Raw genomic sequence first — 12,258 nt, forward strand, 5'->3', positions numbered from 1 at the left:
GCGTTCGCAAGTGTTGCCTCGTCGAACCGAACGAGAGAACGAAAAGAGTGCCGCCGGCTATACCGTCGCCGTCGACGTCGACTCCTCGCGGACCTGTGAGGCGTACTGGAGGAAGTTGTCGAACAGTTGTTTGACCTCACAGGCCGCAGCGTAGTTCTCGGGAGTGATGCCCGCGAGCACAGACTGGATACGCTCGTCGCCGAGGAACTCGCCTTTGCTCCGCGCAATCTTCTCGGCGGTGTCGGTGTCGTACTCGGGGTGGAACTGGACGCCGAAACAGTGGCCCTTTCGGAAGCCGTGGTTGCCGTACTCGTTCGCGGCGATGGGTTCGGCACCCGGTGGGAGTTCCGTCACAACGTCGCCGTGGCTGGTGAAGACGGTGAAGCGCTCGTCGACACCGTCGAACAGAAGGCTGTCTCCCGAGTGTTCGACCTCGGTGTAGCCGAGTTCGAACGACCCCATGTCGTCGACGGTGCCGCCGAGTGCCTCTGCCAACACCTGGTGGCCGAAACAGACGCCCAAGACCGGAATACCGCGGTCCACCGCCTCGGTGACCCAGTCGACGAGGTTCGTAATCCACTCTTCGTCCCAGTAGACCGATGCACGTGACCCGGAGATAGCGACGGCGTCGTAGTCGAAAGAAGAGGGGAGGTGCCCGCCGCTGGCATCGAACTCGACGAGGTCGGCGTCGAGTTCGCGGCGGAAGTTACGTTTCGTGGTTTCGTCGTTGTGTGACGCGTCGAGAAAGGCCACACGCAGTCTACTCATTGTATCGTCCGTCGGGGCCCGGTGGAAAATGCCTTGTGTTCGTGCCGGGTTCTGCCGGTCTTTCGTTACTGTTCGACCAAGAAATCGAGCAATCGGTCGTTGACGACGCGAGAGTGCTCGACGTGAGCGAGGTGGCCCGCTCCGTCGATTGCCTCGAACGACCCACGCGGGAGACCCTCGGCCAACTCGCGGCCGCGCTCGACCGGCCAGACGGCGTCGTCGGAGCCATGCAACACGAGCGTCGGCGTCGTCATCTCGTACAGGCGGTCGGAGACGTCGAACCGCTCGACTGCGGCGGCTTGCGCCTCCCACGTCGCTCTGGCGGCGTCTTCCTCGCCACGCCACGCGACGATTTGGTCGATTACGTCGGGTTGCTCGTCGAAGAAGTCGGCCGAGAACGCCGCATCGAGCGACGCGCGGCACTCCTGTGGGTTCGTCGGCGTCCCGTAGAGCGGCGAGAGGTCGAGTTCTCGCCCGGCGGCCGCCGTACCGACGAGCGTCAGACTCGCCGCGCGCGACGAGGAGAAGGCGGTCTGGAGGGCGACCATCCCGCCGAGTCCGGCCCCGACGAGGTGGGCGTTCCGCGCGCCGTGGTCCGCGAGGACGACTTCGAGGTCCTGTGCGAGTTGGCCGACCGTGTACGGACCGTCAGGCGCGTCCGACCGACCGGTTCCCCGAATATCCATCACGAGACTCTCGTACGGCCCGGCGACGGCGGCGTGTTGCCACCCCCACTGCCACGCGCCGTAGCCGACGTCGCCGACGAAGGCGACTGTCTCACCGTCGCCGTCGGTGTCGTAGTAGAGCGAGACGTCGCCATTGCGTGCGGTAGGCATGGACGACCGTTCTCGAAGAAACCGGTTCAACCCACCGGTTGGGCCGCTCTCGAAGGAATCGAGAGAACCGAAGAGAGTGAAGAAGGTGAACGAAGCGGAAGAAGAGCGCAGAGTGGTCCGCCCGATTTAGCCGAGCAGGTACCGGAGCACCGGGCGCTGGCGGACGGCGTCGTACTTCTCGATGACGGCGTCGAGGCCGAAGATGCGGCCCGCCGCGAACACGCCGACGAACACGAACATCAGCAGTCCGAACAGGTCGGCGTTGACGTAGCCGTGCGCCCAGTCGGCCTTCCCGAGGTAGAAGAACACCATCAGGAGGCCGCCGAAGAACGCCGCGAGGCGAACCAGCGCGCCCACGATGAGGCCGAGACCGATGAGCGTCTCACCGACGGGAATCATGAAGTTCGTGAACTCCAAGAGCCACGGCGTACCGGCGGCCCACACGAAGAATCCGTGGATGGGCGACGCCGTCGTGCCGTTCGCCAGCCATCCGGCGGCGTTGAACGGTTCTGCGGCCAGAATCTTCGTGTAGCCGGCGTGGAAGAACCAGTAGCCGGTGACGAGGCGAATCAGGACGGTGGTGTAGCCCGCGACGCTCGTTGCGTAGTCGAAGTCGATACTCTTGCCGAACCAGCTTGCCTGTCGGGTTGGTTGTTGAATGGACATGATTGACACCTTAACAGATGAACAGTCGCACTACGATAGTATATAAATAGAGACTGATTCCAGACCGGTGAGAATCGGCCTGTAGGACCGTGTGAGATGTGATGTACGGAAGAACGACGGACCGCTCGAAGAAGCCGTGGAGCGAGTGGTCGTTTCGGGCCGCACCTCCCCGACAGCGTATCTACGCCCGCAGAAGGGCGGGCGTGCTGTGCCGTCTCAGGCGTTCAGCACACTCTTCAACAGTTCCGGCGCGTCGTCGAGTGCGTCGTCAAGTTCGTCGACGTCCGGGCCGCCGCCCTGCGCGAAGTCCGCGGGACCGCCGCCCCCGCCGCCGACCTTTTGCGCTAACTGGCCGACGAGTTCGCCCGCGTTGACGTCGACGTCGTCCGGGACGCCGACGACGAACGTCGCGCTACCGCCGTTGGCGCTACCGAGGACGGCCACCTTCCCCTCGTCGACGAAGGCGTTGGCCATCTTCCGCAACTCGTCGGTGTCGCCGTCGAGTCGCTGGACGACGACGGGCGTGCCGTCGATGTCTATCTCGTCGCCGCCCGCGGCGGCGCGCGCTTCGGCGAGTTCGGACTTGAGACGGTCGATGGTCTTGCCGCGCTCCTTCCACTCCGTGAAGAAGCGTTCGGCGGTGTCCGGCACTTCTTGGGGTGTGACGTCGAGCACGTCTGCGGCGTCGTACAGTGCGTCCTCGCTACGCTGTGTCGCGTCGATAGCGGCGTCGCCCGCGGCGAAGACGATGCGCTCGATGCCGTCCTGAACGGGTTCGGTGTTCAGAATCTTGATACAGCCGATGTCGCCCGTCCGCTTGACGTGCGTGCCACCGCAGGCCTGCACGTCGTCGGCGACGTGGATGAGCCGAATGTTGGTACCCGGCGGGATGCCACCCTGATACAGGTCGAAGCCGTGTTTCTCCTCGGCCTCGTGGCGGTGGGGCCACTCCTGTTTGACCGGGTGGTTGTCCATCACGATCTCGTTGGCGACGTGCTCTATCTCCTTGACCTGCTCGCGCGTGATGCGCTCGTAGTGGGTGATGTCGAAGCGGGAACTCGTCGTCCCCTTCTGGGCACCGGCCTGTCGGATGTGGTCGCCGAGCACCTGCCGGGCCGCGTAGCCGACGACGTGTGTCGCCGTGTGGTGGCGCATCAGGCGGCGGCGACGGGTGACGTCGACCTGTCCGCGGACGAACTCGCCCTTGCCGGGGTCGCGGTCCGTCCGGTGGAGGACGATGCCGTCACGAATCTGGACGTCCGACACTTCCGCGGTGAGGTCTTCGCTCGTGAGCGACCCTCTGTCAGCGGGTTGGCCACCGCCCTCGGGGTAGAACATCGTCTGGTCGAGGACGACGTCGTAGCCCTCCTCGCGCTCGAAGACGTCGAGGACGACGGCTTCGAACTCCGTGCGCTGTTGGTCCTCGTAGTAGAGCTTCTCGGTGTCCGGGAGTTCACGGAGGCGGTCGTCCGTCTCGTCTTGGTCCTGGAACGCCTGCTCGGAGTCGTGGCGGGCGGCCACGAGCGAGTAGAAGTCGTCCGGGACGTCGACGGTGGCACCGCGCTCCTCGGCGATCTCCTTGACCATGTCTGGCTGGATGCCGTGGGAGTCGTAGAGTTCGAGCAGTTCGTCGGTCGGGATGGGGTCACCCGTCCCGGCGTGCTCGTCGGCGAGTTGCTCGATGCGGCGACTGCCGCGTTCGAGCGTCTTGCGGTACTTCGCCTCCTCGGTGCGGACGATGTCGCGGATGGTGTCGCGGTTGTGGTAGTCGAGGCGCTTGGCCTGCATGTCGACGAGTTCGTCGAGCGGTGCGTCGATACCGACGTTGTCGACGAGACGCTTCGTGCGGCGGAGCACCATCCGGGCGAGGTAGCCCGTGCCGACGTTCGACGGGACGATGCCGTCGCCGAACATGTAGGCGAGCGCACGGCAGTGGTCGGCGATGGCGTAGATGTCCTCCAGCGGACGCGTGAGCGCCGTGAGTTCCGAGACGTTGACGTCGAGTTTGTCCGCGATGTTGTCGCGGGCGACGTCCATGTCGTCGGCCTCGTCGATGTCCATGTGGCCGGCGAGTTTCGCGGCGCGGTGGATGAGTTGCTCTTCGTCCTCGGAGTGCTCGATACCGGCGTTCTCCTTGAGGAACGCGATCATGTCGGGGTAGACCGCCTCGTAGACGGTCGGCGTCCCTTGGCTCATCCACGTCCATCGCTCCAGCCCGTAGCCGGTGTCGACGATGTACGTGTCCATCGGCGAGTAACGGTTGCCGTCCTTGAGTTCGTACTCGCCCTCGGGGTCCTGCTTCATCGACATGAAGACGAGCGTCGCCAGTTCCGCTCCCTTGTAGATGACCTCGATTGCGGGGCCAGCGTTGCCGCCGCCGACCCACGGGTCTTCGATGTAGACGATTTCGTCGAGATTCGCGCCCATCGACTCGAACAGTTCGTCACAGTAGCGGACGGTGTCGTTCTTCCAGTAGACTTCGCCCTCGTAGGCGTACTCCCCTTCGGCCTCTTCGCGGGCGTTGAACGCGTGGTGGGCCATCATCTCGAAGGCCATCGTGTGTCGGCCCGTCCGGCCGACGTTGTCGATGTCCTGCATCCGGATACACGGCTGGGAGATACAGAGCGGGTTCGCCGGCGGCGGCGTCTCACCGGAGGTGACGAGGGGCTGAAAGTCGTAGATAGAAGCCTGCGTCAGAAGGACGTCGTCGCGCCAGCGGTTGGCGGCGACCGGATACGGGTCGATACGCGCGTGGTCGTTGTCCTCGAAGAAAGAGAGGAACGCCTCACGCATCTCCTCCATGGTGTATGCCTCGTCGAACCCCGGGTTGTCGATGAAGCTGTAATCTGCACACGGCGGCTCGCCGCACGTCTCGCGGTCGTGGTCGCGCGTCCAGAAGTGCGCTCCGCAGGAGGGACACTCCTTTCGCACGAAGTCGTTCTCCTCAAAGTATTCGAGGCGATACTCCGATTCGAGTTCGCTCATTGTCTGTTATCTGGCCGATGCCGGGGTAAAACAGTTCCGCAACACCCAGTTCAGCAGGCCAGACACCCCGGTTCATCACAACGTTTTTGCGCTCAGTTCGCTATTGTCTGGTACTCTGACTAGTGCGAGGACATGACCACCACAGGACCTCTTCAGATACTCATCGGCGTCGACGAGCCGATGGTTTCGTCCCTGTTAGCGGACTGTCCGGACGTCGAGATAATTTCCCACGAGACACTCGGGACCGCCGACACCGACGAGACGGACCCGGGTCGGAACACGCAGAAAGTTGCTGCGACACTCGACGCGCTCGACCCCGACTGTCTTCTCGTCACCGGCCCAGACAGTCTCGACGTGGCGGTGGTCGAGGCGGTCCGGGCGCGAGGGATTCCGGTCGTCGCCTACACCGACGCCGCAATCGACCGACTCACGACGTGTGAGCACATCTCCGGCTACGTCCGGCGTGACGACGGCGGTGCGGACGACCGCCGTCGCCTCCTCGACGAACTCGCGTGGGTCACGTCTCAAGAGACTCGACAGCAACTTCGAGACAGTACCGACCAGGTCACGATGCTTCACGACGCGACGGCCGAACTGGTCGGTGCGGAGACGCCCGAAGAACTGTACCAGTCGACGGTCGACGTCGCCGCCAACGTCCTCGATTTCGACACCTGCTACGTCGGCATCGTCGACGGCGAGTATATCGTCCCGAAGGCAGTCTCGACGGACACACCGGACAGCGGTTTTCGTCGGATGCGCATCGACGAAGGACTCGCCGGAAAGACCTACCAGACGAAGACGTCACAACTGGTCCACCACATCGAAGAAGACAGCGACGCCAAACCGGCCCAATCGTCGTATCGGTCCGGTATCAGCGTCCCCATCGGCTCACACGGCGTCTTTCAGGCGGTGTCGACTCACCTCGACGCGTTCGACGAACGAGACCGGCAGTTGGCCGAACTGCTCATCGGACACGTCGCCGAGATACTGACACGGCTCCGAGCCGAGTCGGTAGTCCAGACTCGACAGACCAAGATCACTCGCCTCCACGAGGGAGCGATGGACCTCGTCGCCGCTCGCTCCCGAGCGGAACTCTTCGAGCGGACGGTCACCGTCGCCAAGACGATCCTCGACTTCGACCGGACGTACATCTTCGCCGCGTCCGGTGGCGAGTTCGTCCCGGTGGCGAAGTCGGCGCCACCGGACGCCGTCGACGTCGGCCGACTTCCGCTCGACTACGGTGCCGTCGGCAAGACCTACCGAACCGGCGAGTCACGGCTGACGCCGGACATCCACGCCGACGCCGACGCCGACCCAGTCGGCGACATCTACGGGTCGGGAATCAGCGTCCGCATCGACGATGTCGGCGTCTTTCAGGCTGCTGCACGTGACACACGTCAGTTCGACGAGACCGACCTCGAACTGGCAGAGTTACTCATCTCACACGTGACGGCGACGTTGAAACGCATCGAAGCCGAGTCGGGGCTCCGAGACGAGCGTGACCGTCTGGCCGCCCTCTTCGAGAACATTCCCGACGCGGCAGTCACGTTCGAGTTCGACGACGACCGACCCGTCGTTCAGCGGGTCAACACCATGTTCGAGTACGTGTTCGGCTACCCGGCCGACGAAATCGTCGGCGCGAACATCGACGAGTACGTCGTCCCACCGGCGAACGACGCAGAGGCGACGACGTTCAACGAGAAGCTTCAACAGGGGACGAGCCTCCGGACGAGCGTCCGCAGGCAGACGGCGACTGGCGTCCGCGACTTCTTACTCCACGTCGTCCCTGTCCACCTCGACCAGACGAACACCAGTGGCTACGCTATCTACACCGACGTCACCGAGCAGAGGGAGCGAGAACGCGAACTCCGACGACAGAACGAGCGACTGGACGAGTTCGCGAGCATCGTCTCACACGACCTCCGGAACCCGCTCACCGTCGCGACGGGGTATCTCGACCTCGTCCAAGAGACAGTCGACGACCCGAATCTCGAACCAATCGACGACGCACTCGACCAGATGGCCCGACTCATCGACGACCTCCTGACGCTCGCACGCAAGGGGCAGGTCGTGGGCGAGACGACGACAGTCGACCTCCAGACGGCGACGATGGACGCGTGGAGTCACGTCGAGACGAGCGACGTCGAACTCGTGGTGTCGCTCAGTGAGGAGTCGACGGTCGACGCGGACTACAACCGCCTCATCGACCTCCTCCAGAACCTGTTTCGGAACGCGGTGGAGCATGGCTCCACGAGCAACCGGACGAACTGGACGGAGTCCGGTGACGCGGTGGAGCACGGGTCGACAGCGGACGACGACCCGGAGACAGCCAAGACGACAACTGTTCGCGTCGAGAACACCGCCGACGGGTTCGCCGTCGAGGACGACGGACCCGGAATCCCGGCGGGCGACCGCGAGTCGGTGTTCGAGACGGGGTACTCGACGTCAACGGACGGCACTGGATTCGGCCTCGCTATCGTCCGGCGAATCGCCGAGGCACACGGCTGGGAGGTCACCGTCGAGGCCGGGAGCGAGGGCGGTGCTCGCTTCGAGTTCTCGGTGTGACGTCGTGAGTCTGTAACCAGGCGGAACGTTCAGGCCGTTCGCGTCCCTACCGCCTGTATGGAACTGACACAGAGAGCACCGACTGGACGGCGCGACTGGGCGGCGCTCGTCGGATTCGTCGTCCTCGTCAACGTCGTCGGCGCGGTGCCGGCAGTGCTCGGCGGGCCGAACAGCGCGTGGTTCGCCGCGCTGGAGAAACCGTGGTTCTACCCACCACCGGCGACGTTCGGCGTCGTCTGGACGCTCCTGTTCACGCTGATGGGCGTCGCCGTCTGGCTGGTCTGGCGACGAGGGACGGACCGGAGACCGGTTCGACTCGCACTCGGTCTGTTCGTGCTCCAGTTCGTGTTCAACGTGGCGTGGACGCCCGTCTTCTTCGCGCTGGAGTCACCCGGCGTCGCGTTCTGGATCATCGTCGCGCTCGTCGTCGCCGTCGCGGGAACCATCGCCGCGTTCGCCCGCGTCGACCGACGCGCGGCCACACTGCTCGTTCCCTACCTCCTGTGGGGCTGTTTCGCGGCGGTGTTGAACTACACTATCGTCCAGTTGAACGGGTACGCGCTCGTCTGAAGCCGGAACCTACTCGACGACCGTCGCGATGCGGTCGACGGCCTCGTCGATATCTTCGTCGGAGACGTCCCAGTTCGTACAGAAACGTGTCGTGTACTCGCCGAACGCGCCACAGCCGACGCCCGCCTCGGTACAGCGGTCGGCGAACTCGTCGCCCGTCATGCTCGCGCCCTCGCTGTCGACGACGACGATGTTAGTGTCCGGTGTCGGTACAGAGAGCCCCGAAACCTCGTTCAGGCCGTCGGCAAGCGCCTTTGCGTTCGCGTGGTCGGCGGCGAGTCGCTCGACGTTCTCGAGTGCGAGGAGACCGGGTGCGGCAATCATCCCGGCCTGTCGCATCCCGCCACCGAGGAGCTTCCGCGTGCGACGCGCGCGAGCGATGAACTCCTCTGAACCAGCGAGCATCGACCCGACCGGCGCGCCGAGACCCTTCGAGAGACAGAACATGACGCTGTCGACGGGGGCGACGAGGTCAGCGGGGTCGACGTCGAGCGCGATTGCGGCGTTGAACACGCGTGCACCGTCGAGGTGGACCGGCACGTCGTGCTCGTGGGCAGTCTCGGCGGCCGCTTCGATGTGGTCGACGGGGACGGCGATGCCGCCGCGACTGTTGTGGGTATTCTCGAGTGAGAGCAGGCCGGTTCCGGGGCGGTGGAGGTCCTCGTCGACGAGATTCGTTCGTACTTGCTCGGGTGTCGGCACCGCGCGTTCGCCGCAGTCGACGGTGCGAACTTGGAGCCCCGACAACTGCGCGAGGCCACCGAGTTCCCACTTGACGACGTGGGCCTGGTCGTCGACGAGAATCTCCTGTCCTCTATCCGTGTGTGTCCGTGCAGCAATCTGGTTACCCATCGTCCCCGTCGGGACGTAGAGTGCGGCCTCCGTGCCGACGAGGTCCGCCGCGCGGCGTTCGAGTTCGTTGACGGTCGGGTCGTCGCCGTAGACGTCGTCGCCGACGTCGGCGTCGCGGGCGGCATCGCGCATGGCGTCGCTCGGGCGGGTGACGGTGTCGCTACGAAGGTCTATCATATCCTCTCGATTCGGGGGCGGGGTGAAAGAAGTCGTGGTCGCGGCGGTGTGGGTCGTTCAGGCGGTGTGAAGTTCGGCTCAGGCGGTGTGACCGCGGCCGCGTCCACGGCCGCCGGCGAGGAGACCGTACGCCAGTCCGACGACGGCGCTCAGACCGAGTAGCCCGCCGAGCCCGAACGACGACGAGAAGCCGTCGGGGCCGCTCTCGAACTGGAGGAGGTTCCACAGCGTCCCGGCCGGGCCGATGGTCAGCGACGTGACGCCGGCGATATCGAGCAGCATCGGGGCGAGCATCGCCGCGAGGACGAACAGGCCGAGGGCGACGCCGAAGCCGACGAGGCTGCTGCGGAGGACGGTCCGCGGGCTGTCGACGGGCACGTGCTCCGCGTCGCCGAAGACCCGAAGCCCGGTCACGTCGTCGACGACGTCGACGTCCGCGGGGTAGCGCAACAGGATCCGAACCATCCAGAGGTCGCCGACTGCGCCACCGATATTGAGCGCCAGCGGGACGGCGAGGACGGGCAGGTCCAACAGGAGCATGAGCGGGACGCCGACGGCCGTGATGACGACGAGTGGCGTCAACGCGACGACGATAAACTGGTTGCGGGTGAACTCGGTGTCCGTCGTCGCGTACGCGTACGGGAGGACGAAATAGGCGACGCCCGCGCCGTAGCGAGGCTTTCCGCCGTAGCGCTTCATCGCGACGCCGTGGAGGAGTTCGTGGACGACGATGGTACCGACGGAGAGCAGGAGGACGACACCGACGCCGGCGGCGGCGTTGCCGAGGTTGTCGGCGTCGATGGTGACCGAGAGGTCGGTGTTGCCGGTCACGAGTGCGTAGAGGCCCGTGAGTGCGAAGAGGGCGGCCACGAATCCGGCGGTTCCGATACCGGTCCACTCGATAGCAGTCTGGCGGGAGACGGTGAACGTCGTGAGGGGTGAACGAGAGGATAGTGTCATAACATAGAGATCAACCGGCGAGGAGATAGCCTTGCTGTGAGAAGTGTACACTAGTGAGAGCAGACAGAGAAGCGGGTATCGAGACGCTCCGACGACGGAACCCGAAAGGAGTATCCGCCACCTGTATGAAGAACCGGTATGGACGCACGAATCCGCGAACACGCAGAGGTCATCGTCGACCACTCGACGGACATCCAAGAGGGCGACAACGTCGTCGTCTACCTCCCGTCGGAGGCCGAGGACCTCGGCGTCGCGCTCCACGAACTCATCGGTGACCGCGGGGCGAACCCGCTGTATCTGAACTACTCGGACCGTGCCGACCGGGCGTTCCTCCGCGCACGCGAAGACGACTTCGACACACCGAGTCACCACCTCGCGATGTACGAGGAAGCCGACGTGGTCATTCTCGCCCGCGCAGGCCCGAACCCCTCCGAGAAGAGCGACGTCTCGCCGGAGACGAACGCCGCCTACCGCCGCGCCTACCAGCCAGTCCAGAAGGAACGACTCTCGACGCGCTGGTGTCTCACGCAGTATCCGACGGGTGGCTACGCCCAGTTGGCGGGCATGAGCACCGAAGGCTACGAGAACTTCGTCTGGGACGCCGTCAACAAAGACTGGGACGAACAGCGCGAGTTCCAAGCCCAGATGGTCGAGATTCTCGACGGTGCCGACGAGGTTCACATCGTGAGCGGCGACGAGACGGATCTGACGATGTCCGTCGCGGGCAACTCGACGCTCAACGACTACGGCGAGAAGAACCTCCCCGGCGGCGAAGTCTTTACTGCTCCTGTCAAGGACAGCGTCGAAGGCGACGTCTACTTCGACATGCCGCTGTACCGCTACGGCCGCGAAATCGAGGGCGTTCGCCTGACGTTCGAGAACGGAAAGGTCGTCTCGCACAGCGCCGAGCGCAACGAAGACCTGCTGACGGGCATCCTCGACACCGACGAGGGTGCACGCTACCTCGGCGAACTCGGTATCGGGATGAACCGGTCTATCGACCAGTTCACCTACAACATGCTCTTCGACGAGAAGATGGGTGACACCGTCCACATGGCCGTCGGCAGCGCCTACGGCGAGACGGTCGGCGACGAGAACGAGACGAACGAGTCGGCCGAACACGTCGACATGATCGTCGACATGAGCGAGGAGTCGGTCATCGAAGTCGACGGCGACGTCGTCCAGCGCAACGGGACGTTCGTCTTCGAGGACGACTTCTAAGAGTCTCTCAGTGGTCTTTTCATCCACGTTTTGCGAGTGAGCGAAGCGAGCGAGTAAAAGGTGGAACTGGGACGTTCGTCTTCGAGGACGACTTCTAAGAGTCTCTCAGCGGTCTCTTCGCGATTTTTTCGTCTGCGGCGTTACGCGCTCTGTCTCGTCGATGCCCAGTGACGAGCGGAACTGGCGACGACCCACAACCCACCGAGAAGCGTGAGCACCGTCCCGAGTCCGACGAGGCCGAGCCATCCGCCGAACTGGTAGAGGACGGGGTCCAGACCGAGTCGCTCCCACGGAATCGCGAGCGCGGCGTGCCCGAGCGCGGCGAACCCACAGCCGGTTTGTAAGACGAGTCGCTGGCGTCCGTCGAGTCGGGCGAACCGTTCGCTCGCGGCGAGGACGACGGCGTCGAACGCGACGACGAGCGCCGAGAGGCCGAGGGCAAGACCGAAGGCGGCGACGAGACCCGCGACGAAGCCGTCACCGCGTGGTCCTTCGGAGACGGAGGAGAGTGTCTGCCAGCTGTACACGAGGACGGCGACACTTGAGAGACCACCGAAGCCAGCGATGGCGAACGACCGAGTGCGGGAATCCATAGCCGGACGACAGGTCGAGCATCGATAAGCCCTCGTCGTCTTGAATCTCGTGTGAGAAATAGTTT

10 protein-coding genes are annotated in these 12,258 nt (G+C 64.6%); 3 read left to right on the forward strand and 7 right to left on the reverse strand.

What is annotated here, in order from left to right; all coding sequences use genetic code 11:
- Positions 1–57: 57 nt before the first annotated feature.
- The 4 genes from BM083_RS15225 to alaS all read right to left on the reverse strand — a co-directional run bounded on the left by BM083_RS15225 (position 58) and on the right by alaS (position 5,255).
- Entirely contained in the window at positions 58–768 is a 711-nt protein-coding gene (locus BM083_RS15225; RefSeq protein WP_089870293.1) for a type 1 glutamine amidotransferase, read from the reverse strand.
- A 65-nt stretch (positions 769–833) separates the two neighbouring features.
- Complete coding sequence (locus BM083_RS15230) at positions 834–1,604, reverse strand: alpha/beta fold hydrolase (protein ID WP_089870294.1); 771 nt, start codon at positions 1,602–1,604, stop codon at positions 834–836.
- 126 nt (positions 1,605–1,730) lie between these two features.
- Positions 1,731–2,270 carry a DoxX family protein gene (locus BM083_RS15235; protein WP_089870295.1) on the reverse strand — a complete coding sequence of 180 codons (540 nt, stop codon included), beginning with the start codon at positions 2,268–2,270 and terminating at the stop codon, positions 1,731–1,733.
- Positions 2,271–2,486: 216 nt separating this feature from the next.
- Entirely contained in the window at positions 2,487–5,255 is a 2,769-nt protein-coding gene (gene alaS, locus BM083_RS15240; RefSeq protein ID WP_089870296.1) for an alanine--tRNA ligase, read from the reverse strand.
- Positions 5,256–5,387: 132 nt separating this feature from the next.
- Here alaS and BM083_RS15245 point away from each other — a divergent pair, with 132 nt between their 5' ends.
- The gene (locus BM083_RS15245) at positions 5,388–7,820 is read left to right on the forward strand and encodes a GAF domain-containing protein (RefSeq protein WP_089870297.1); all 2,433 of its coding nucleotides are present in this window, start codon (positions 5,388–5,390) and stop codon (positions 7,818–7,820) included.
- Between the two features lie 57 nt (positions 7,821–7,877).
- The gene (locus BM083_RS15250) at positions 7,878–8,390 is read left to right on the forward strand and encodes a TspO/MBR family protein (RefSeq protein ID WP_089870298.1); all 513 of its coding nucleotides are present in this window, start codon (positions 7,878–7,880) and stop codon (positions 8,388–8,390) included.
- A 9-nt stretch (positions 8,391–8,399) separates the two neighbouring features.
- On the opposite strand, the gene BM083_RS15255 is transcribed toward BM083_RS15250, so the two are convergent.
- The gene (locus BM083_RS15255; protein ID WP_089870299.1) at positions 8,400–9,419 is read right to left on the reverse strand and encodes a threonine aldolase family protein; all 1,020 of its coding nucleotides are present in this window, start codon (positions 9,417–9,419) and stop codon (positions 8,400–8,402) included.
- Positions 9,420–9,497: 78 nt separating this feature from the next.
- Positions 9,498–10,379 carry a DUF3267 domain-containing protein gene (locus BM083_RS15260; protein ID WP_089870300.1) on the reverse strand — a complete coding sequence of 294 codons (882 nt, stop codon included), beginning with the start codon at positions 10,377–10,379 and terminating at the stop codon, positions 9,498–9,500.
- 138 nt (positions 10,380–10,517) lie between these two features.
- Here BM083_RS15260 and BM083_RS15265 point away from each other — a divergent pair, with 138 nt between their 5' ends.
- Entirely contained in the window at positions 10,518–11,600 is a 1,083-nt protein-coding gene (locus BM083_RS15265; protein ID WP_089870301.1) for an aminopeptidase, read from the forward strand.
- Positions 11,601–11,740: 140 nt separating this feature from the next.
- Here the strand turns inward: BM083_RS15265 and BM083_RS15270 are convergent, their stop codons facing one another.
- Positions 11,741–12,193 (reverse strand): hypothetical protein, encoded by a 453-nt coding sequence (locus tag BM083_RS15270; RefSeq protein ID WP_089870302.1) that lies wholly within the window; start codon positions 12,191–12,193, stop codon positions 11,741–11,743.
- Positions 12,194–12,258: the final 65 nt, after the last annotated feature.

This window comes from Halogranum rubrum, assembly GCF_900114455.1.
Lineage (GTDB): Archaea > Halobacteriota > Halobacteria > Halobacteriales > Haloferacaceae > Halogranum > Halogranum rubrum.

Bases quoted from the DNA above. Each gene is read 5' to 3' on its own strand.
- BM083_RS15225 (WP_089870293.1), bottom strand. From the start codon at position 768: ATGAGTAGACTGCGTGTGGCCTTTCTCGACGCGTCACACAACGACGAA.
- BM083_RS15230 (WP_089870294.1), bottom strand. From the start codon at position 1,604: ATGCCTACCGCACGCAATGGCGACGTCTCGCTCTACTACGACACCGAC.
- BM083_RS15235 (WP_089870295.1), bottom strand. From the start codon at position 2,270: ATGTCCATTCAACAACCAACCCGACAGGCAAGCTGGTTCGGCAAGAGT.
- alaS (WP_089870296.1), bottom strand. From the start codon at position 5,255: ATGAGCGAACTCGAATCGGAGTATCGCCTCGAATACTTTGAGGAGAAC.
- BM083_RS15245 (WP_089870297.1), top strand. From the start codon at position 5,388: ATGACCACCACAGGACCTCTTCAGATACTCATCGGCGTCGACGAGCCG.
- BM083_RS15250 (WP_089870298.1), top strand. From the start codon at position 7,878: ATGGAACTGACACAGAGAGCACCGACTGGACGGCGCGACTGGGCGGCG.
- BM083_RS15255 (WP_089870299.1), bottom strand. From the start codon at position 9,419: ATGATAGACCTTCGTAGCGACACCGTCACCCGCCCGAGCGACGCCATG.
- BM083_RS15260 (WP_089870300.1), bottom strand. From the start codon at position 10,379: ATGACACTATCCTCTCGTTCACCCCTCACGACGTTCACCGTCTCCCGC.
- BM083_RS15265 (WP_089870301.1), top strand. From the start codon at position 10,518: ATGGACGCACGAATCCGCGAACACGCAGAGGTCATCGTCGACCACTCG.
- BM083_RS15270 (WP_089870302.1), bottom strand. From the start codon at position 12,193: ATGGATTCCCGCACTCGGTCGTTCGCCATCGCTGGCTTCGGTGGTCTC.